Raw genomic sequence first — 18,975 nt, 5'->3', positions numbered from 1 at the left:
CACTTGGTGACCCAGCAACGAGCCGAACGGACCCGCCGGCGTGTCCTGCAGGCGGGCGCGGCGGAGTTCGCCCGGCGGGGCTACGCCGCCACCACCCTCACCCACATCACGCGGACGGCGGGGGTGACGATGGGATCGATCACCTTTCACTTCGCATCGAAACGGGCACTGGCCGACGAGGTCTGCGCGCAGGGCCACCGGGTCACCCGCGAGGCCGTGGCACGCAGCGCCGCGGACGCGACCTGCGCGCTGCAGGCGGTCGTCGACATCACCCATGCACTGGTGCGTCTGCTCGGCGAGGACGACCTCGTGCGGGCGGCCAGCCGGCTCGGCGGCGAGGCGGGGGAGCGGGACGGCTGGTACACGGCATGGCTGCCGAGCCTGCACGCGGTGAGCACGCGCGCCGACCGCGAGGGCACGCTGCAGGCAGGGGTGGACCCGGCGACGGTGACCGTGCTGGCGGTCAGCCTCGTCGCGGCGGCGGAGACCGCCGCGCTCCAGGCGGTCTGCGCCTGTGCCGGCACCGTGGCCGCGGTTCAGCTCACCCGGGCCTGGTGGGCTCTCCTGGGTGCCATCGTGTCCCCGGGGAGCACCCCGGGGCTCAGTCTCGGAGGTCCGCCGCGTCCGGCGGATCGGCCGGGCCCGACGTAGCGCGACGCCCCGCCGCCCGTCCGGTCCCGCCGCCCTCTGCCGTTCCGGCCGAACCCGAACCCGAACCCGAACCCGAGGCCGAATCCGAGGCCGCGAGCCGGCGGGCGCGGTGCTTGGCGACGTTGAGGCGGTTCCCGCACAGGTCGGGCATGCAGTACCGACGCCGCCCCGCCTTGCTGGTGTCGACGAACATCCCGTCGCACACCGGCGAGGCGCAGTGGCGGATGCGGTCGTGGTTGAGCGTCCGCAGCACACCCAGCAGGCCGGTACCGATCATGGCGGCCAGCTCCTGGGCGAGGGAGGCCCCCGCAGTGGTGCTGACGTACCACTGCCAGAGCCCTTCCGGGTCCCGTTCGAGGGACGTACCCAATCCTGACCGTCTGACCAGCGCATTCGCGCCCTCTGCCACCCGGTCCTCGCTGTCGGACTCCAGCAGCTCGCGCAGCTCGTCGCGCAGCGCGAGCACCTGATCCAGATCCTCCGGGGTCAGCCTGCGGCCGGGGGCCGCGGTGTCCACGGGGATCTCGAACTCGCTCAGGAAGCGGTCGAGCGCGGTGGGGTCCACGAGCATTTCGCCCGTGCTTCTGCGGACCAGGGCGGACGTGTTGACCAGGTCGGTCGCGACACCGGCCCCCAGTGCGTAATCGGAAAAAGGAATCTTCAAGCCTTACTCCATGCTAAGGTAATCGGAGAACACCAACTATACCCCTTAGGTCTGGAGGGATCGGCATGAGCACGCATGCCCAGCCCACCCCGTGGAAGCTCCACCAGCGCGTACCGGTCGCCGCGGGCGAGGCCGCCACCGGCGTCTTCGGCGACGGCCCGCCCGTCGTCCTCGTCCACGGCACCCCTGCCTCCTCGTACCTCTGGCGGAACACCGTCCCCGCCCTGGCCCGCCAGCACACCGTCTACGTATGGGACCTCCTCGGCTTCGGCGCCTCCCGCATCGCTCCCGGAGCCACCCCCTCCATCGCCCAGCAGGCCGGCACCCTCGCCGAGCTCGTCGACCACTGGGGCCTCACCGCGCCCGCGCTCGTCGGACACGACATCGGTGGCGGCATCGTCATGCGCGCCCACCTCCTCGACGGGGTGCCGGCCTCCCACATCGCCCTTCTCGATGCCGCCGTCCTCGGCCCCTGGAACACCCCGTTCACCGAACACCAGCAGACCTACGCCGAGGCATACCGCACGATGCCGGCACAGATCTTCGACGACATCGTCGCCGCCCGTTTCCACACCGCGGCGCACCGACCGATGTCCGACGACGCCGCGGCGGCCTACCGGGCGCCCTGGGCGGGGCCCGAAGGGCAGCAGCGCTGGATCGACCAGGTCTGCGCCGTCAGCTTCGAGGACACGCGCGAAGCCGTGGACCGGCTGGGCGATGTCACCGTGCCCACCCTCGTCCTGTGGGGCGCCGAGGACCAGTGGCTGCCGACCGCCACGGGCGACCAGCTCGCCGCCGCCATCCCCGGTGCCGAACGCGCCGACATCCCCGGTGCCGGCCACTTCCTCGCCGAGGACCAGCCCGAGGAGACGGCCAAGGCGCTGGTGGAGTTCTTCGGGCGGGAGCGCGACTGAACGCCTCCCCGGGCCGGCGCGCCGATCCGCAGGCGCGCCGACGCATCCGCCCTCCGTCCCCACCCGGCCCGCGAACCCGCACCCCGCAACGCGCCCGCCTCGTCGTCCTCTCCCGCCACTGCCTGGAGGATTCGCCATGTCGGCCCCCACCCCACCCATACCCGCGCCGGGCTCCCCGCCCGCCGCCGGTGACGCGTCCGCCCCCTTACCAGGGCCGCGGAAAGCGGCCGACGCGCCTCCGGCCTTCGCCCTCCTCGCCGGGCTCCTCGGCTTCCTCGTCATCACCGTCGACGTCTCCGGCGTCAACATCGCGCTCCCCGCGATCCGTTCGACCCTGCACGGCGGCATGGCAGACCTGCAGTGGGTCGTCGACGCCTACACCTTGATGTTCGCCGCCCTGATGCTCTCCGCCGGTTCCTTCGCCGACCGCTCCGGGGCTCGCCGCGCCTACGCCATCGGAGTCGCCTTCTTCACCGTCGCCTCCGTCGCCTGTGCCCTCGCGCCCGGCATCGGCACCCTGATCGCCGCCCGTGTCGTCCAGGGCAGCGCGGCCGCCGTCGTCATGCCCGCCTCTCTCGCCCTCATCCGGCAGACCTACGACGACCCCGGCCGCCGGGCCCGCGCGATCGCCCTCTGGTCGGTCGGCGGCTCGCTCGCCATGGCCATCGGCCCCGTACTCGGCGGTGTCCTCACGGAAACGGCAGGATGGCGCGCCGTCTTCCTCCTCAACCTCCCCGTCGGCGCGCTCATCCTCGCCCTCCTCACCCGGGTCCCTGCCTCGGCACGCCGCCATGTCCCCTTCGACCCGGCAGGCCAGGCTTCCGCCGTGCTCGCCCTCGCCGCCCTGGCCTACGCGGTCATCGAGGGCGGCCATGCGGGGCGCCTGACCTGGCAGTCCGGCATCGCGCTCGGCGTCGCCCTGGCCGCGGCCCTGGCCTTCCGCACCGCCGAGGCCCGGCACTCCGCGCCGATGGTGCCGTTGGAGATGCTCCGGCAGCGCGAGGTCGTCGTCACCCTCACCGTCGGCTTCGCCGTCAACGCCGCCTACTACGGCACGATTTTCCTGCTCGGCCTCTACTACCAGCAACTGCGCGGCATGTCCGGCACCGTCGCCGGGCTGATGTTCGTGCCCACCGCCGCTGTGATCACCGCCGTCAACATCCTCTCGCCGCGGCTCGCCGACCGCTACGGGCGCCGCCCCGTCATCGTCTGGGGCCAAGCCCTGCTCGCCCTGGCCATGGCGGCGCTGCTGGTGCTCGGTCCCGGCACGCCCGCCTGGCTCGTCCTGGTGCTCCTGCTGCCGTTCGGGATCAGCGCGGTGACGGTGCCCGCGCTGACCGCCCTGCTTATGGACAGCGTGCCGGGCCACCGCGCAGGCACCGCCTCCGGACTGCTCAACGCCATGCGGCAGACCGGCGGCGCCCTGGCCGTCGCCCTCTTCGGCACCCTGCTCGCCCGACCTGCCGACGGTGGCTTCTCCGTCGGCGGCCTCCACCTCAGCCTTGCCCTCGCTGCCGCTCTGCTGTGCGCAACCACCCTGCTGGCACGACTGATGCTGCCCCGCGACTGACAGCCGGTTGCCTCCTCGGGCCCGCCGGCTCAACACCGGAAAGGAACCGACGCTCATGAAGGCACTTCTCCGCTCCCTGCTACGGCTCGTCCAGGACGTGGCCTACGGAATCAACGCGGGCCATGCCATCCGCCATGGCGCCCCGCTGCCCGTGCGCCGCTCCGCACGCCGCACGCCCGATCCGCAGACCCCGGTACACACACCGGCGGAGCCGGCGGCGCCGGCCCGTCCGGAAGCCCGGACGCTCCGCACCGCACCCATGCAGCCCGTGCGCGGCCGGTCGCGCCGCGCGATCTGACTCGCCGGCCGGCGCACCGGCCGGCCCTCCAAAGGGAGAACCCATGGATACCGTCGCCTTCCTCGCCTATCTCGACGGCCGGCAGACCCGCTGGCGGCTCGTCCTCGACGACTGCATCGACGACGCCGGCGAGGACCCGCGCGCCCGGCTCCTCGCCGTCTTCGACGCACTGAAGGAGTGGGACACCTCCCCGTCCGGCTTCCGCAGCTGCGCATTCGTCCACGCCCAGGTCGAACTCGCCGCTCCCGAGCACCCGGGCCGCAGGGTCGTCGCCCGCCAGAAGCGGGCCCTGCGCGATCAGGTCCGGGAACTCGCGGAGGCCACCGGCACCCCCGACCCCGATCTGCTGGCCGATCAGCTCCTGTTGTTGTACGAAGGCGTCATCGCCCAGTACACCGTCGGCACCGTCGACAACGCCGCGGACCGGGCCCATGCCACGGCCCGTCAGCTCATCGCGGCCGCGACCCCGCAACCGCTGGACGCCTTCTGGGCCGGGCCGCGGACCGTGTGACCGTGGGCGTGGACACACACGGATGCGGCGTGCCGGGGAAGGGACTCCGAAGAGCCCTGTCCGGCACGCCGCATCCGCTGCCAGGTGGTACGTCTACGGCTGGGCCACCAGCGTCACATGGTCGACTCCCTTGGCCGACGGAATGCCCTCGCCCAGGCACTTGAGGGCATCGGGGGACGGTGCGGCGAGCACGCGGGTCGCGGCGTAGCCCGCGAACCGGCCCTCGGTCACCTGTCCCACGCCGGCCGCGACCGTCTGCCCCGCCGGGCGCCCGACGGCGTAGGTGAAGGTGGCCGTGGAGTTTCCGCCGGTGTTCCAGCGGAACTTCGGCGAGCCCACGGTGATCACCTGATTGGACACACAGCTGGCCTCCACGGTGTAGCTGGAGGAGAAGGTGACCGAGGTGACCGCCCCGCCCGTGCAGGACAGCTCGCTGTGCGCAACGACCTTGGTGGGCCGCTTCTTGACGGTGAGCCCCGGCGAGAACGTCTCCGCCATGGTGCCCGAACAGGTGAGGACGCGCGGCTCGGCCGCACCGGCGGCCTGCGCCTGCGGTGCGGCCAGCGTGCTGCCGGACACGGCGAGCAACAGCGCACCGGACAGCCGGACGGAACGGCGCATGGTGGAACGCATGGTGACACTCCTTCAGGATTCCTGTTGATGACCTTCAGCCGGCCGCGGGCGGCAGGAACGCCACCGCGCGTCCGGGCGCGCCCGTACCGCCCTCGACCTTCAGCGGCAGAAAGCAGAACCACGCTCCGCGCGCCGGTAGTCGGGCCAGTCCGGTCAGGCACTCCACGTACACCGCGCCGGCGCTCAGCCCGAGGACATGGACCGGGACGCCGTCGTGAGCGGCGCCCATCGACGGCGCGTCGATGCCGACGCACCCCACGCCGCGCTCCAGCAGCAACTCCATGGCGGACACAGCGGGCGCTGGCCACCCGGGCGCACGCCCGGTCACGATCACGTCGTGGAGATACGCATCGCCTTCGGGGCCGCGCCGGTACCGCGTGTCCCAGCCGGTGTGCAGCAGCACCACCTCGCCGGGGGCGAGCCGTCCGTACCGGCGCTCCCACGCGAGGAGATGGTCCGCGGTGATGAACGGACTGACCCCGCCTTCGCCCTGGCCGTCGGTGGCCGCGAGTTCCGTCACGTCCACCACGGCCGCGGGCCCCATCAGCCGGCTGACCGGCACCCGTTCGGCGGTGATCTCACCGGCGGGGCCTGCGTCGGGCAGGCCGGAGTCCGGGGGAGGGACGAAGTGGCTGGGGGCGTCGAAGTGGGTTCCCGTGTGCTCGTCGATCGCCATCCAGCGCGTGGAGTAGGGGGCGCCGCTGCGGTTGTACGTCGTCTGGGCCCCGTTGCTCCGGGTGGCGAACCAGCTCCAGACCTTGTGCTGAAAGGGCTGATGGGCAGGCCAGTGGCAGGGCAGGTCCTCCGCCAACGACAGGGAGAGATCGAGCACTTCGCGCCCTTGGGGCGCGGGGTGAGCCGGTGCGGAAGCCGGCACCTGATGCAACGTCATATCTTTGCTCCCCGTCCGACGGGCTTCGCGGGAGGAGCGTGGGCCGCTTCGTCCTCGGGCCAGGAGACCCGCTCCAGGCGTTCGGTGCGTCCGTCACGGATCTCCAGGACCACGGCGCCCAGCACGAGCGGGCCCAGGCTCACTGACGGCATCTCGCCGGAGAAGGGATTCCCCGTCCCACGCAGCCCCGAGACGAGGTTCGTGGGCGCAAACCCCTGAACTCCGTCGCCGGGGCCGGTCATGCCGACCTCGGTGACGAACGCGGTGCCACCGGGCAGCAGATGCAACGGCCCGGTGGCCTCATGGGTGTGGCTGCCGAGTACGGCGGCGGCCTCGCCGTCCACCGCATGCGCGAAGATCTGCTTCTCCAGCACATGATCACCGTGGTAGTCGACCAGCACGGCACCCCGCTTGTCCGCGGCTCGCCAGCCGTCATACGCGGGAAGGAACTTGCCCGCGGTGGCCTTGACGGACTTCATGGCGCAGTGATCGGCCAGATTGACCACCGTCAGCGTTTCGCCGGCAGCCTCGGCATGCAGCACCCCCCGGCCCGGCACCCCGGGCGCGAGATTGGCCGGCCGGATCACCTCGGGGAGGTCCAGCAGCGCGACGGACTCCTCGCTGTCCCAGGAGTGATTGCCGCCGGTGATGACATCGGTGCCGGCCTCCAGCAATTGGTCGACCTGTTTGGCGCCCATACCGAGGCCGTTGGGCGCACAGTTCTCCGCATTCACCACCACCAGGTCGACCCGGTGCCTTCGGCGCAGCTCGGGCAGGCTCTCCGCCAGCCGCTCGCCGGCGCGTTCTCCGACGACGTCTCCGCAGAAAAGGACGATCATGGGCTACTCCTCATCCGGTCGAATTCGGGCACATGACAAGCACAGCGCGTGCGCACCGAGTCTTTCGGCCCGCGCTGCCCGGCGGCATCGACCACGCGTCGTACGATTCCTGCGACCTAGGTGCCGTCAACACGGGCGCATGCGCTCGGCCGCCCGATGAATCCGCTACATCGGTACGCGAATTTCGCGGTAGCCGGGCACTCCCAAAGGCCATATGCCTGCGGCCTTTACGTCGATACGGAAAGACGCCTCCCGTCATTACGCTTCCGGACATTCATGTCCAGCAGTGAATGAATTCCGGAGGTCGTATGTCGCTGTCAACAGCCGATGTCGCCCATTTGCTGATCGCTCTTCTGGTTCTCGTCGTCACCGCGCATGCCGTGGGCCGGCTGTTCGCCCGGTTCCGGCAGCCACCGGTGATCGGCGAGATCGTGGGCGGTCTGCTGCTCGGGCCGACCGTCCTGGGTGCCCTCGCACCGCACTTCACCGCGCGGCTGTTCCCCACCACGGGACCGGTCGCCACCGGACTGGACACCGTGAACCAGATCGGCCTGCTCCTGCTGATGTTCCTTGCCGGCGTCGAGCTTCGCGTCCGCGCGGGCGCGAAGGAGCGCCGTACCGCCGCCGTCATCGCTGCCGCGGGACTCGTCCTGCCGTTCATGGCCGGCGTCCTCGTCGTACGCCTGGTCGGCCACCGCGACTTCGCGGGGCCCAACGGCACCGCCCTGTCCCTCGCCCTCGTCTTCGGCATCGCCACCGCGGTCGCCGCGATCCCGGTGATCTCCCGGATCATCATGGACCTCGGCATTCAGGGCACCCCGTTCGCCCGCATCGTCCTCATGGTTGCCGTCGCCGAGGACGCCGTCCTCTACATCGCCCTGTCCGTCGTGCTCGGTCTCGCCGCCGTCCGGTCCGATGACGCCGTCGGCGTGTGGGCCGCGATCGGCTCCGATGCGCCGCTCGCGACCATGGCGTACTACATCGCCGTCACCCTGCTGTTCTTCACCGTCTGCATGGCCTGGGGGCCGCGGTTCTTCCGTTGGCTGGCGAGCCGTCGCTGGAATCCGGTGGAGCGCCAGAGCCCCACCGCCTTCCGCCTGTCCGCCCTCTTCGCCGGCGTCGCCGTGTGCGCGGTCCTGGGCATCAATACCGTCTTCGGCGCGCTGATGGCCGGGATCTGCGCCGCCCGCAGTGACTCCGGCAGCGGCGATCTGCAGGCGGAAGGCCGGGCCCTGCACGCGTGGGAGGCGATCAGGCACTTCTCCCTGGCGTTCTTCGTCCCGGTCTACTTCGCGCTCGTCGGCCTCCGCCTGGACCTGGCCAACCAGCTCGACCCGCTGTTCTTCGCCTGGTTCCTCGCCATGGCGTGCGTCGTGAAGGGCGGCAGCGTCTGGCTGGCCGGAAGGCTGGCGGGGGAGGGGCGCGGCGTGTCCACCCGCCTCGCGGTCGCGCTCAACGCCCGCGGAACGCCCGGAGTCCTGCTGGCGAGCGTCACCTACGGCGCCGGCATCATCAACGCCCACTTCTTCGCCGCACTGGTCCTGATGTCGATCGTGACCTGCCAGCTGGCCGGCTTCTGGCTGGACCGCTCCTGCCGCCGCGACGCACCTGCCTCCGGGCCGGCCGCCACCAGGCCGCCCGGTCCGCTCACCGCACCGCAGCCGGACCGTACGGCTACGGCCTCGATACCCCAGGAGGTTCCATGACAGCGCCACCGACAGCCGCCCGCCTCAGCGGCAAGACCTGTCTGATCACCGGCGGTGCCCAGGGCATCGGCCGGGCCACGGCCGAGCGCTTCGCCGCGGAAGGCGCCCGCCTCGTGCTCGGTGACGTCGACGGCGAGGCGCTCGACAAGCTCGCCGCCGAGCTGACCGCCACGGGCACCGACGTCCGCACCGTCACGGGCGATGTCTCCGACCCCGGTGCCGCCTACCGGATGACCGACGCGGCCATGGAGGCTTACGGACGTCTGGACGTCCTGGTCGCCAACGCCGGAGTCCTGCCCCTGCAGAGAATCACCGAGGCCACCCCGCAGGACTGGGATCACGTCATGGCCGTCGACGGCCGCGGCATGTTCCTGTCCTGCAAGTACGCGATCGAGGCGATGCTGCCGAACCGCGGCGGCTCCATCGTCTGTCTGTCCTCCATCTCCGGACTCGCGGGCCAGGAGTCGCAGAGCACCTACGGTCCGGCCAAGTTCGTCGCCTCCGGGCTGACGCTCCACCTGGCGGTGGAGTGGGCCGCGCACGGCATCCGCGTCAACGCCGTTGCGCCCGGCACCATCAGGACCGACCGCGTGCGACGGCTCCCCGAGGAGCCGGGCGGTGCCGAGTACCTCGCCGACATCGCCCGGCGCCATCCGCTCGGCCGGATCGGCGAGCCGGGTGAGGTCGCCGCCGCGATCTGCTTCCTCGCCTCGGACGACGCCTCCTTCATCACCGGCGCGATCCTCCCGGTCGACGGCGGCTATCTGGCCCAGTGACCCGAAAACCGCACCGCCCGGCAGTTCGGCCACAGGGCGGTCACCCCACCACGAGAGCAGGAGAGATGACACCCCAGCCCACGATGCCCCCCGAAATCACGCCGACCGACCCGTCCGGCGCGGCCGCCCTCCGCGCGGCCGTACGGCAACAGATCCGTGTCTTCCCCGACTTCCCCGAGCCCGGGATCCGGTTTCAGGACCTCACCCCGGTCTTCGGGGACCCGGCACTCGTACGGCGGCTGGCCGCGGCCTTCACCGAGGTCTTCGCCGGCGAGTTCGACCGGGTACTTGCGATCGAGGCCCGCGGCTTCATCCTCGGCACCGCCGTGGCTGCCGCCGCGGACCGCCCGCTCGTCCTCGCCCGCAAGAAAGGCAAGCTCCCCGGCCCGGTACACCGTGCCGAGTACGAGCTGGAGTACGGAACCGCGACCCTGGAGATCCAGCGCGACGCCCTCGCACCGGGCGCCCGCGTCCTGGTGGTCGACGATGTCCTCGCCACCGGCGGCACGTTCGCGGCGGCAGGCGCGCTCGTCACCGACGGCGGAGGGGAGATAGCCGGCTACGCCGTCGCCGCCGGTATCGGCGGTCTGAACGGCGCTGCCCGATTGGCCCCGGCCCGGGTCTTCTCCCTTCTGACGACCGACGGCTGACAGTCCGATCCCCTGATCCGGGACGTACGGCCGGTACACGAAGGGGCCCGGCTCCGCGAGATGCGGAGCCGGGCCCTCATTCGCTCCCTACGCCGCGGGCTTCGGCTCCTGCGCCGCGAAGTACCTGCCCACCAGCAGCCTGTTACGGTCCCGGGTCGTCTCCGAAACGGCATCCAGCGGAGTGATCACCGAGGTCGCCAGCGCGTCCTGGCAGCCGCACTTCGGCTCGGGATCCAGCGATGCCAGCAGCGTGGCCATGCTTGCCTTGGCAGCCGCACTGTTGCGCCGCATCACCTCCGTCACCGCGCTCGCGCTGACGTCCTCGGAATCGGCGCGCCAGCAGTCGTAGTCCGTCACCAGCGCGAGCCCGGCGTAGCAGAGCTCCGCCTCGCGGGCGAGCTTGGCCTCCGGCACCGCCGTCATCCCGATGATGTCCAGCCCCCAGGACCGGTAGAGCTCGGATTCGGCCCGCGTGGAGAACTGCGGCCCCTCCATGCAGCAGTACGTACCGGCGGCGTGGACGGCCGTGTCCGTGGCGTGCCGCGCCGCCGAGCCCAGCAGCTCGCGCAGCCGGCCGCAGAACGGCTCCCCGAACGGCACATGCACGACGAGGTTCTCGTCGAAGAAGGTCGTGCCGTTGCGGTTGCGGGTACGGTCCACGATCTGATCAGGCGTCACCAGATCGCCGGGCCGGAAGTCCTCGCGCAGGCTGCCCACCGCGCTGACGCTGATCAGCTGGCGCACACCCAGGCTCTTGAGCGCATAGATGTTCGCGCGCGCCGGCACATTCGTGGGCACGATCTGGTGCCGGCGACCGTGCCGTGGCAAGAACGCCACCCGAATCCCGCCCAGCGAGCCGACCACCAGCGCATCGCTGGGATCGCCGTACGGAGTCGTCACCCTGACTTCGCGCACATCGGTCAGCGCCTCCAGGTCGTACAACCCGCTGCCGCCGATGATTCCCACCTGGACAGCGTCCTCGTGCCATTCGGCTGCCATGCCGCACACTCCCTTCAGATTCGCCGCGGTAGCGACACATGACTTTCCCCCTCGGACGCTACCGGCGCCCCGGACCGTGCGTAATTCACGGCCGGTGCAACCCGCTGTGCCGCACGGCGTACCGCACTGCCACGAAGGTGGTAGGGATCCGGGGCCAACGTCCCGGCATCCGCCACATTCTCGTTTCCGCGCTGTCCGCCTTCGCGCGGCATTCCTATCCTCCATCGAAAGGAAGACGCAAAAAAAGGGAATCGATGGGCGAGCAGGCCCGTTTTCCAGTCACCCGCGGAAAGTCCCGGAGGGGCGATGCCAGCAAATCCGTTTCTGAGTGGCCGTGACCGTGCTCCGGCGCGTGCGGCGTTGCGCGCGACCGGGCTGTCGAGCGAGGACCTGTCCCGGCCGATGATCGGCGTGGCCCACAGCTGGATCGGCACCATGCCGTGCAACTTGAACCACCGTCGTCTGGCGGAGTCCGTGATGCGGGGCATCCGCGACGCGGGCGGTACGCCGATGGAGATCAACACCATCGCGATCTCCGATGTGATCACGATGGGGACGGAGGGGATGCGCACGTCCCTGGTCAGCCGTGAAGTGATTGCCGACTCCATCGAACTCGTGGGCCGCGGGCATGCGCTGGACGGCCTGGTCACCATCGCGGGCTGCGACAAGACCCTCCCGGCGGCCGCGCTGGCCCATGTCCGCCTCGGCCTTCCGGGGCTGGTCCTGTACTCCGGCACGATGCAGCCGGGCAACTTCCGCGGCTCCGAGGTCACGCTCCAGGACGTCTTCGAGGCCGTCGGGCGCAACGCGGCAGGAGACCTGGACGACGCCGGGCTCGGGGAACTGGAACGTGCCGCCTGCCCCGGCGCGGGTGCCTGCGCGGGCCACTACACGGCCAACACGATGGCGATGGCGCTGGAGTTCCTGGGGCTGAGCCCGTTCGGTTCGATGGATTCGCCCGCCACCGACCCGCGGCGGACGGCGGTCTGCGAGAGCGCGGGCGCGCTGGCCATGCGGCTGGTCGAGCAGGGACTGACCCCCGAGAAGATCCTCTCCCCGGACGCGTTCCGCAACGCGATCACCGCGGGAACGGCAACGGGCGGCTCCACCAACCTGGTTCTCCACCTGCTGGCCATCGCCCACGAGGCCGGGATCCCGCTGGACCTGACGGACTTCGACGCGATCAGCTCCCGCACCCCGGTCATCGCCGACCTGCGCCCCAGCGGGCGTTTCACGGCGGTGGACCTGGACCGTGCGGGGGGCACCCGGCTGGTGGGCCGCGTCCTGGACGAGGCCGGACTGCTGAGCGGTGACGCTCTGACGGTGACGGGGCGGACGGTGACCGAGGAAGTGCACCAGGCCCGGGAGACGCCCGGACAGCGGGTCGTCGTGCCGGCCGAGCGCGCTCTGAGCCCGACCGGCGGACTGCTGGTCCTCAAGGGCAATCTCGCGCCTCTGGGGTCGGTGGTGAAGGCATCTGCCGCGGTGACGCCGCGGCTCACGGGACCCGCGGTGGTCTTCGACCGCGAGGAGGACGCGATGGCGGCGGTGCAGGCCGGTCGCATCCGCCGGGGCGATGTCGTGGTCATTCGGTACGAGGGCCCGCGCGGCGGTCCGGGCATGCGGGAGATGCTGGGCGTGACGGCGGCGCTGGTGGGCCGTGGCCTGGGCCCGCACGTCGGCCTGGTGACCGACGGCCGCTTCTCGGGAGCGTCGCGGGGGCTGATGGCCGGTCATGTGGCGCCGGAGGCGGCCGCCGGCGGACCGCTGGCAGCGCTGCAGGACGGCGACCGCGTGACGATCGACCTGGAGCGGCGTGAGCTGTCGGTGGCCCTGTCTCCGTCCGAACTGGCGGACCGACTCGCCGCCTGGACCCCACCGCCTCCGCGTTACGAGGCGGGCGTGCTGGGGAAGTACCGGGCGTTGGTGTCCTGCGCTTCGGTGGGGGCGGTGACATTGCCGCAGCGCGCCTGACGCCGGCGAAGCCCTTGACGACCTTGACGACCCCGACGAGATCGATGACGACAGATGGGAGAGTGTGCGCCATGGCGGTGGACCCCACGGGAAAGAGCCTGAAGCAATTCCTCCTGGAGAACCCCGATACTCCGGTGGTGATGCTGAACCTTCTCCGCTTCGCGCCGGGAGGCGGGAAGGAGGGCTATGCCGACTACCTCCGGCACTTCCGCCCGCACGCCGAGCGGGTGGGCGGCACGATTCTCTACTACGGGCTCGGCGCCTCCCCGGTCGTCGCGGAGCCGGGCCAGGAGTGGGACGCGGTCCTGCTGGTGTCCTATCCGTCGCGCCGCGCCTTCTCCGAGATGGTCCGCGACGAGGACTACCAGCGGGGTACGCATCTGCGCACCTCGGCGGTGACGGAGGCGGTGCTGCAGCCGACATCGGACGCCGCCTCGCTGGTGTGGGGCGCGGGCCCGGCAGAGCCGGGCCGCTGACCGGGAGCGCCGGGGCAGTTGGGCAGGCCGCGAACGTCAGATGCTCTTGTGTCCCCAGCGTGCGGCGACGTCGGCCCATTCCTCGTCCCATTGCCGGGCGCGCCGGTATTTCAGTAACCGCCGTAACCCGTAGGTGACGAGGGACACCGCGGCGCACCAACCTCCCGCCGCCAGGCCGCCGACCAGCGTTGCCGCGGCAGTACCGCCGGCCGGGTCGAGCGGCTGATGGGTGAGCCGGCCGCGGCCGTCCAGCCAGACAGGGACTTTCGACCCCGACGGACGGCCCGGCTCGACCTGGGTGCTTCCTCGGTGGACCGTGTTCTGCGCATCGCGCCAGCGGATGGGGGCGCGCACCTTGTCGTCACCGCCGCTGCTGTAGGCGGGCGACGTTCGGTCGGGCGCGTCGTCGACCAGGACAGCGGTAGCCGGGTAACGCTCTTGACGCTGTTCTCGGAAGGTGCCCTGGGCAGCGCGGCCCGCCATGACGGCGACCGCGGGTCCGCCGAGGCATACGAGCACCAGGGCGACGAGCAGCACCGCCGACTCCAGGACGTCGGACGGTCGCTTGACCGGGTTGCTCCGCCAGCGCCACAGCCAGTTCCTCGGCTTCATGGCCGCGCCTCCCTACCTCGCACAGCGGTGGCACGCCGCTCATCCACGCACACCGTCGATGTCGTTCCCAGGATGACTGTAGTGAGGCGCAGTTGGGTCTCTCAGCGGTTCGATCGGAGACTCAGTGGGGCTCGGTCACCTCAGCAGCTGCCAGAGGTGTGCGCACGCCGCCTCTTCGCTCGGGTGGCGCGAAATGGTCTGGTACACGCCGCGTTCGTAGGCCCCGGTCTCCCACGCCCCGTCCCCTGTGCTCCGCAGGAACAGGAAGTCGGGGGGCGTGGGGCCGGGTTCATGGACCCCCTCGATGCGGTAGTAGCCGTCGGCCACACCCGCCGCACGCAGTGCGGCACGCAGATCGTGGCGGTCCATCGGCGTACTACGGTTCCACCGAGGCGAGGTAGTCGTGCTCCAGCAGCCATTTCACATTCAGCCGCTGTCCTTCGCTCGGGTCGAGGAAGACCGGGTCGAGCTTGATCTGCCGGCCCCCGCCGGGCTGCTCGAACCAGGGCGCGATGCTGCCCTCCCACACCCAGAACGCCTTGGTGACCTTGTAGACGTGGTAGTCGCACGGCGTCGCCGCATCGCGCGTGTTGAGGTTCTGCGGAGGGAGCGCCCGCTCGGCGTAGCGGTCGCCGGCCGGGGCCAGATACGCACCGTACTCCGATCCGAAGCGGTCGAGGCGCAGGCCCGTGCGGAGCTTCGTGGGCTCCTTGTCGATCTCACCGTTGACCTCGGCGAACCCGTCGTTGGGCGGGTACTTCCAGCTGCCGCTCTCCGCGGGGCCCTGCCAGTACTTCGACAGGAAGGCCGAGGGCGACAACTTTCCTGTCCGCTTCCACCCGTTCAGGAGCGGGCCCACCGGTGCGTGCCACTTCTCCGGGAGCGCCTTCGGCCCCAGCCGGGCCTCTCCGTGGTACTCCCCGGTGCAGGGTGCGGGCGGCGCCGCGGCGGACCGGCGGCCCCGGTCCTGCTCGTGCGGGCCGGCGGCCGCGGCGGGGGCTGCCGCCATGGTCATGGCGACACCAAGGGCGGCAAGTAGCGTGCGGAGGGTGCGGGTTCGCTTCACTCAGGAGTCTCCTTGCGCTCTGAATGATCGATGACATACCTGAGCAGGCAGCCACTTGCGCAAGGTAAGGGGCTGAGCGCGGTGCGTGCGCGCACAATGCCGTAACGGGTGAAATATGGCTACGTGTTCAGGCCAACAGCGAGCGATGGGCGGGATTTTCCGGTACGGATCTCATTCTGCGGAAGGCCGGGGCTACTTTCCGCTGACGCCCAGTCGGGCGAAGTCGTAGTCGCCGTAGGCTTCGGACACGTACACATTGGTCAGGCGCGGGCTGCGCCAGTTGACCATCCTTTCCTGAAGAAAGGGAAGGTAGTAGGCCCCCTCCGCGACCGCCCGGTTGATCTGTTCGTAGTACGTACCGGCCTTGTCCGGGTCGACGCCGGGTGCCCCGGCAGGGCCTGTGGAGTCGACGGCCTTGTCGAGGGCTTTGTCGATGGCCGGGTCGTCGACCTCGGTGACGTTGTAATTGCCCTTGAGGGAGATGAACCTGCTGTCGACCAGTGACTTCCAGAATGCCTGCGCGGTGGGGAAGTCGGCCTTCCAGCTCCCGAGGACGATGCCGTACGCCGCCTTCCTCACGGCGAGCGGCGAGGCCAAAATGTTGGGGACGTCTTCACGATCGATCCGATGGATCTCCGCCCTGATGCCCGCCCTTTTCAGTGAATCCGCGAGGGATTCGGCGGCTTCCACCTCCGGCGCGGTGTTGCGCACGGCCATGTTCGTGGTGAAGCCGTTCGGTCGCCCACACTTCTTCAATGCGGCTCTGGCCTTGTCCACATCCGGCCGGCCGCCGTTCTTCCGCACGCCGTACGGGTCGTACTCGGCGTCCGATCCCTTGAGGTACCGGGGAAGCATATCGGCGGTGACGTCCCCGGCCGTCGGCCCCCCGAGCGCCGTCTGCAGCGACTGGCGGTCGGCGGCGTAGAAGACGGCCATGCGGCAATGGAGGTCGTTCATCGGCGCGACCTTCTGCGGAAAGGCGGCGTAGCGCACGGTGCCGGTGAGGGGGGTGTCGAGGTTCCTCTTGAGGTCTGAGCTCTGGAACGCATTTGCCTGGGCCGGACGGCTCAGGCCCCGCCCACCGAGCATCAGGTCGAACTTGCCTGTGGTCAGGGCCTTTTCGTTGGCCTCCTGATTGGGGGAAAAGGTGACCTTGATCTTGTCCGGCAAGGCGTTGCGGATCCGGTCGGTGGATTTCTCCCAGTGCTTGTTGCGTACCAGCTCCAGGGAATTGTTCGGTGCGTAGGAATGGAAGGTGTAGGGGCCGCTGGAAAACGGATCGAGACCGTACTTGGCCCTGGTGTCCTTTGCCCGCTTCACCGGAGAGGCCGCGGGCATGGCCAGCAACTGCTCGAATTCGGCGTTGGGTTCGGGAAGTTTGAAGACGATGGTCCTCGTGCCACGCGTTTCGATGGCCTTCAGGCCCAGCTTGTCCGCGGACTTGTCCTTGTACGGGCCCTTGTAGGTCTGGTGCGGATCGAGGGCCTCCTGGAGGTAGGTCGGACCACCGGAAACGACGTCCTGAGCCCAGATCCGCTCGATTCCGTACTTGATGTCCTGGGCCGTGATGGGGGAGCCGTCCTCCCAGGCGATCCCCTTGCGCAGGGTGTACGTGTACGTCTTGCCGCCGTCGGAGATCTTTGCCCTGCCGGTGGCCAGGTCCGGCGTCAGTGCCGTGCCCTCGGCGCCCGGCTTGGGCGCGTACGTGACGAGTTGGCGGGTGTAGTAGCGGGCGAAGTTCCAGGCGTAGCCGTAGTAGCTGCGCTGCGGATCCCAGGAGTCGGCATCGCTGCCGACGAAGTTGAGCGTGTTGCCTCTGGCCGTCGATTCGCTGACGACATTTCTGATCGCGTCGTTGTATTTGGCCGGGGAGGGGCCGCCGGCATCGTCGGGCGGGTCAGGAAGCCAGCTGATGACGGCGGGGATGCCCGCGGCCAGGAGTACCGCCAGCGATGCCACACCGATCTTGAGGCGCGGGGAGCTGATGCGCGTGGGGTGGGTGGGCGAGACGGTGGCAGGGTTGGTGGTGGCGCTCCGCAGCGCGTCCTGGTGGGGCGGCGCTGGGAGGTGTTCGACGGGCCGGGGGCGGGCGGGTTCGCCGGTCTCGGCGGATTCCTCCGCCGCCGCAGGAGCCTCTGCCTCCACTGGAGCTTCTGCCTCGTCGGGCTTCTCTGCCTCCGCTGGAGCTTCTGCCTTGCCGCGCTCCTCTGCCTCCGTGGGCTCTCCGGCATCGGCGCGCTCCTCCGCCTCACCGGGTTCGTCGGTCTCCGTGGGCTGGTCGGTTCCCAGGGGCTGGTCCGCTTCGGCCTGCTCGTCCCCTTCTGCGGGCCGGTCCGTCTCCACGGATTCCTCGGCAGGGACATCCGCCGTAGCAGGCTCCTCCACCTCCGCGGGCTCCTCAACCTCCGCGCGCCACTCCACCTCCGTGGTCGGCGGCTCTGGCGGGGGTGGCGGCGGAAAGGCAGGTGCCTGGGGGAGCGCCGTGTCCGGAACAACGGGGGCGTACAAGCGGTTGCGGGCCAGCGCGATCAACCCGCCCGTGTTGCGGTTGCGTTGCTGCGGGATCGGCCTGCTCTTGGCCGCCAGGGTGGAGTGCAGGTGGCGGAACAGTGTGTGCATGTCCAGCAGGGGCGGGCCGCCGGCGATGCCCTCGCCCAGGACCGTGATGAGTTCGCCGGTGAACGCGGTGAACTCCTCACCAGGAGGGGACAGGGCCTTGCGGGTCTCCGCCGCGGCCGCCATCAGGCAGGTCCCCTCGATGAGGGCGCGGTCGGCGACCTGATCGACGCCGCTCATACCGCCCAGCAGGGCTCGTCCGCTGTAGCAGCAGTCCAGAATCACCACCTTGCGCCGGGCCTTGATGTGCGGATCGAGCATCGCCCGGCGCACCCACTCGTACGGCAGGGCGCTGTACATGCGGTTCTGGTCCGAACCGGGCAGCGCCAGATACAGCTCGTCGCTGTAGGGGTCGGTGAGTCCATGGCCTGCGTAGTAGACGACCAGGGTGTCGGTGGTCTGCAGGGCGACGGAGTGGAGAGTGTCGAGCACCGCCTGCGCGCTCTCCGGTTGGGACAGCTCGGTGCAGTGCGCCTCCGGCAGCCCCCACAGCGCCTCATCCATGAAGGCGCGCTTCAGCCCGCTCAGGTTGCGCTCGACCGCGGGCAGTTCGTCCAGCCTGTCGTAGCGGTGGACGCCGATGAGCAGCGCCCGCGACGCGGCCGGGTCGGATAACGCCGTCACTGCTGCTGATCCGCCCCCGCTCCGCCGGCCGGCGCCTGCGGTTCACCCAGGGCGTCGACGATCCGCCGTACCGTCTCCGGAGAGGCGTCCTCGACGGTGACGGTGACTCCGTTCCGTTCGATCCGTACGGCAGGGGCGGAAGGACGCGCTGCCCGCCACGTGGCGCATGCGATCGCCAGGCTGCCGAGGGCGATGCCGTTGGCGACCACGGCGTTGATCACGTCGAACGCGCCGCTCATCTCGCCCGACGCCGCCTGCTCGGATCCCAGCGAGACATCGGCTTGCTGTGCCACATCGGGATCCTGGACCAGCCAGCGGTACAAGGACGTCAAGGAGGCCGTCGACGCAGCGGACCGGTCGTCGCTGTCACCTTCCATGACGATGTCGACCTGCACCCTTGCGCCCCCTCCCTCGGGTGTGCGGCCCCTCGCGGGCCTCCCAACAGGACTGCCAATCCTAACCACTCGATCTCGGAAAGTGGCGGGAGTCATGAGGCTGGTGGGC

General features: G+C 70.5%; 20 protein-coding genes. 10 read left to right on the top strand and 10 right to left on the bottom strand.

Annotated features, from left to right (window positions below):
• The first annotated feature begins 6 nt into the window (after nucleotides 1-6).
• Entirely contained in the window at nucleotides 7-651 is a 645-nt protein-coding gene (locus QOM21_RS05600) for a TetR family transcriptional regulator (protein ID WP_407548615.1), read from the top strand.
• Here QOM21_RS05600 and QOM21_RS05595 read toward each other — a convergent pair.
• Nucleotides 602-1,315 carry a CGNR zinc finger domain-containing protein gene (locus QOM21_RS05595; protein ID WP_407548614.1) on the bottom strand — a complete coding sequence of 238 codons (714 nt, stop codon included), beginning with the start codon at nucleotides 1,313-1,315 and terminating at the stop codon, nucleotides 602-604. The genes QOM21_RS05600 and QOM21_RS05595 overlap by 50 nt on opposite strands.
• Before the next feature lie 65 nt (nucleotides 1,316-1,380).
• Between QOM21_RS05595 and QOM21_RS05590 the strand changes: the two genes are divergently transcribed.
• The 4 genes from QOM21_RS05590 to QOM21_RS05575 all read left to right on the top strand — a co-directional run bounded on the left by QOM21_RS05590 (nucleotide 1,381) and on the right by QOM21_RS05575 (nucleotide 4,608).
• Nucleotides 1,381-2,229 carry an alpha/beta fold hydrolase gene (locus QOM21_RS05590; protein ID WP_407548613.1) on the top strand — a complete coding sequence of 283 codons (849 nt, stop codon included), beginning with the start codon at nucleotides 1,381-1,383 and terminating at the stop codon, nucleotides 2,227-2,229.
• 136 nt (nucleotides 2,230-2,365) lie between these two features.
• Nucleotides 2,366-3,799: an MFS transporter gene (locus tag QOM21_RS05585; RefSeq protein ID WP_407548612.1), complete on the top strand. Its 1,434-nt coding sequence runs from the start codon at nucleotides 2,366-2,368 to the stop codon at nucleotides 3,797-3,799.
• A gap of 55 nt (nucleotides 3,800-3,854) precedes the next feature.
• Complete coding sequence (locus tag QOM21_RS05580; RefSeq protein ID WP_407548611.1) at nucleotides 3,855-4,097, top strand: hypothetical protein; 243 nt, start codon at nucleotides 3,855-3,857, stop codon at nucleotides 4,095-4,097.
• A 43-nt stretch (nucleotides 4,098-4,140) separates the two neighbouring features.
• Nucleotides 4,141-4,608, top strand: a complete 468-nt coding sequence (locus QOM21_RS05575; RefSeq protein WP_407548610.1) for a TetR family transcriptional regulator — start codon at nucleotides 4,141-4,143, stop codon at nucleotides 4,606-4,608.
• A 93-nt stretch (nucleotides 4,609-4,701) separates the two neighbouring features.
• Here the strand turns inward: QOM21_RS05575 and QOM21_RS05570 are convergent, their stop codons facing one another.
• The 3 genes from QOM21_RS05570 to QOM21_RS05560 are packed head-to-tail and all read right to left on the bottom strand — an operon-like array spanning nucleotide 4,702 to nucleotide 6,972.
• Entirely contained in the window at nucleotides 4,702-5,241 is a 540-nt protein-coding gene (locus tag QOM21_RS05570) for a hypothetical protein (protein WP_407548609.1), read from the bottom strand.
• Nucleotides 5,242-5,275: 34 nt separating this feature from the next.
• Complete coding sequence (locus QOM21_RS05565; RefSeq protein ID WP_407548608.1) at nucleotides 5,276-6,133, bottom strand: cyclase family protein; 858 nt, start codon at nucleotides 6,131-6,133, stop codon at nucleotides 5,276-5,278.
• Complete coding sequence (locus tag QOM21_RS05560; RefSeq protein ID WP_407548607.1) at nucleotides 6,130-6,972, bottom strand: YmdB family metallophosphoesterase; 843 nt, start codon at nucleotides 6,970-6,972, stop codon at nucleotides 6,130-6,132. Before QOM21_RS05560 ends, QOM21_RS05565 begins: the two co-directional genes overlap by 4 nt.
• A gap of 308 nt (nucleotides 6,973-7,280) precedes the next feature.
• On the opposite strand from QOM21_RS05560, the gene QOM21_RS05555 reads away from it, so the two are divergent.
• From QOM21_RS05555 to QOM21_RS05545, 3 genes are all read left to right on the top strand, one after another.
• Nucleotides 7,281-8,678: a cation:proton antiporter gene (locus QOM21_RS05555; protein WP_407548606.1), complete on the top strand. Its 1,398-nt coding sequence runs from the start codon at nucleotides 7,281-7,283 to the stop codon at nucleotides 8,676-8,678.
• The gene (locus QOM21_RS05550) at nucleotides 8,675-9,454 is read left to right on the top strand and encodes an SDR family NAD(P)-dependent oxidoreductase (protein ID WP_407548605.1); all 780 of its coding nucleotides are present in this window, start codon (nucleotides 8,675-8,677) and stop codon (nucleotides 9,452-9,454) included. Before QOM21_RS05555 ends, QOM21_RS05550 begins: the two co-directional genes overlap by 4 nt.
• A gap of 65 nt (nucleotides 9,455-9,519) precedes the next feature.
• Nucleotides 9,520-10,104, top strand: coding sequence for an adenine phosphoribosyltransferase (locus QOM21_RS05545; RefSeq protein ID WP_407548604.1), 585 nt, complete (start codon nucleotides 9,520-9,522; stop codon nucleotides 10,102-10,104).
• Nucleotides 10,105-10,191: 87 nt separating this feature from the next.
• Here the strand turns inward: QOM21_RS05545 and mtnP are convergent, their stop codons facing one another.
• On the bottom strand, nucleotides 10,192-11,103 hold the full coding sequence (mtnP, locus tag QOM21_RS05540; RefSeq protein ID WP_407548603.1) for an S-methyl-5'-thioadenosine phosphorylase: 912 nt from the start codon (nucleotides 11,101-11,103) through the stop codon (nucleotides 10,192-10,194).
• Between the two features lie 306 nt (nucleotides 11,104-11,409).
• On the opposite strand from mtnP, the gene ilvD reads away from it, so the two are divergent.
• Both ilvD and QOM21_RS05530 read left to right on the top strand, forming a co-directional pair.
• On the top strand, nucleotides 11,410-13,077 hold the full coding sequence (gene ilvD, locus QOM21_RS05535) for a dihydroxy-acid dehydratase (RefSeq protein ID WP_407548602.1): 1,668 nt from the start codon (nucleotides 11,410-11,412) through the stop codon (nucleotides 13,075-13,077).
• 71 nt (nucleotides 13,078-13,148) lie between these two features.
• A complete protein-coding gene (locus QOM21_RS05530) occupies nucleotides 13,149-13,553 on the top strand; it encodes a DUF1330 domain-containing protein (RefSeq protein WP_407548601.1) in 405 nt (134 codons plus the stop codon).
• Nucleotides 13,554-13,589: 36 nt separating this feature from the next.
• On the opposite strand, the gene QOM21_RS05525 is transcribed toward QOM21_RS05530, so the two are convergent.
• From QOM21_RS05525 to QOM21_RS05505, 5 genes are all read right to left on the bottom strand, one after another.
• The gene (locus tag QOM21_RS05525) at nucleotides 13,590-14,165 is read right to left on the bottom strand and encodes a hypothetical protein (protein WP_407548600.1); all 576 of its coding nucleotides are present in this window, start codon (nucleotides 14,163-14,165) and stop codon (nucleotides 13,590-13,592) included.
• 135 nt (nucleotides 14,166-14,300) lie between these two features.
• Entirely contained in the window at nucleotides 14,301-14,534 is a 234-nt protein-coding gene (locus QOM21_RS05520; RefSeq protein WP_407548599.1) for a hypothetical protein, read from the bottom strand.
• Nucleotides 14,535-14,541: 7 nt separating this feature from the next.
• A complete protein-coding gene (locus QOM21_RS05515; protein ID WP_407555585.1) occupies nucleotides 14,542-15,180 on the bottom strand; it encodes a TNT domain-containing protein in 639 nt (212 codons plus the stop codon).
• A 243-nt stretch (nucleotides 15,181-15,423) separates the two neighbouring features.
• Nucleotides 15,424-18,471, bottom strand: a complete 3,048-nt coding sequence (locus tag QOM21_RS05510) for a caspase, EACC1-associated type (protein WP_407548598.1) — start codon at nucleotides 18,469-18,471, stop codon at nucleotides 15,424-15,426.
• Nucleotides 18,468-18,866, bottom strand: coding sequence for an effector-associated constant component EACC1 (locus QOM21_RS05505; protein ID WP_407548597.1), 399 nt, complete (start codon nucleotides 18,864-18,866; stop codon nucleotides 18,468-18,470). The genes QOM21_RS05510 and QOM21_RS05505 overlap by 4 nt, the downstream gene beginning before the upstream one ends.
• Between the last annotated feature and the right edge of the window lie 109 nt (nucleotides 18,867-18,975).

Source organism: Streptomyces sp. Pv4-95, from assembly GCF_045782725.1.
Classification (GTDB): domain Bacteria; phylum Actinomycetota; class Actinomycetes; order Streptomycetales; family Streptomycetaceae; genus Streptomyces.
This window is presented reverse-complemented; position numbering and strand designations above follow the sequence as displayed.

Bases quoted from the DNA above. Each gene is read 5' to 3' on its own strand.
- QOM21_RS05530 (WP_407548601.1), top strand. From the start codon at position 13,149: ATGGCGGTGGACCCCACGGGAAAGAGCCTGAAGCAATTCCTCCTGGAG.
- QOM21_RS05525 (WP_407548600.1), bottom strand. From the start codon at position 14,165: ATGAAGCCGAGGAACTGGCTGTGGCGCTGGCGGAGCAACCCGGTCAAG.
- QOM21_RS05580 (WP_407548611.1), top strand. From the start codon at position 3,855: ATGAAGGCACTTCTCCGCTCCCTGCTACGGCTCGTCCAGGACGTGGCC.
- QOM21_RS05575 (WP_407548610.1), top strand. From the start codon at position 4,141: ATGGATACCGTCGCCTTCCTCGCCTATCTCGACGGCCGGCAGACCCGC.
- mtnP (WP_407548603.1), bottom strand. From the start codon at position 11,103: ATGGCAGCCGAATGGCACGAGGACGCTGTCCAGGTGGGAATCATCGGC.
- QOM21_RS05555 (WP_407548606.1), top strand. From the start codon at position 7,281: ATGTCGCTGTCAACAGCCGATGTCGCCCATTTGCTGATCGCTCTTCTG.
- QOM21_RS05570 (WP_407548609.1), bottom strand. From the start codon at position 5,241: ATGCGTTCCACCATGCGCCGTTCCGTCCGGCTGTCCGGTGCGCTGTTG.
- QOM21_RS05550 (WP_407548605.1), top strand. From the start codon at position 8,675: ATGACAGCGCCACCGACAGCCGCCCGCCTCAGCGGCAAGACCTGTCTG.
- QOM21_RS05565 (WP_407548608.1), bottom strand. From the start codon at position 6,133: ATGACGTTGCATCAGGTGCCGGCTTCCGCACCGGCTCACCCCGCGCCC.
- ilvD (WP_407548602.1), top strand. From the start codon at position 11,410: ATGCCAGCAAATCCGTTTCTGAGTGGCCGTGACCGTGCTCCGGCGCGT.
- QOM21_RS05515 (WP_407555585.1), bottom strand. From the start codon at position 15,180: ATGACCATGGCGGCAGCCCCCGCCGCGGCCGCCGGCCCGCACGAGCAG.
- QOM21_RS05560 (WP_407548607.1), bottom strand. From the start codon at position 6,972: ATGATCGTCCTTTTCTGCGGAGACGTCGTCGGAGAACGCGCCGGCGAG.
- QOM21_RS05585 (WP_407548612.1), top strand. From the start codon at position 2,366: ATGTCGGCCCCCACCCCACCCATACCCGCGCCGGGCTCCCCGCCCGCC.
- QOM21_RS05520 (WP_407548599.1), bottom strand. From the start codon at position 14,534: ATGGACCGCCACGATCTGCGTGCCGCACTGCGTGCGGCGGGTGTGGCC.
- QOM21_RS05545 (WP_407548604.1), top strand. From the start codon at position 9,520: ATGACACCCCAGCCCACGATGCCCCCCGAAATCACGCCGACCGACCCG.
- QOM21_RS05590 (WP_407548613.1), top strand. From the start codon at position 1,381: ATGAGCACGCATGCCCAGCCCACCCCGTGGAAGCTCCACCAGCGCGTA.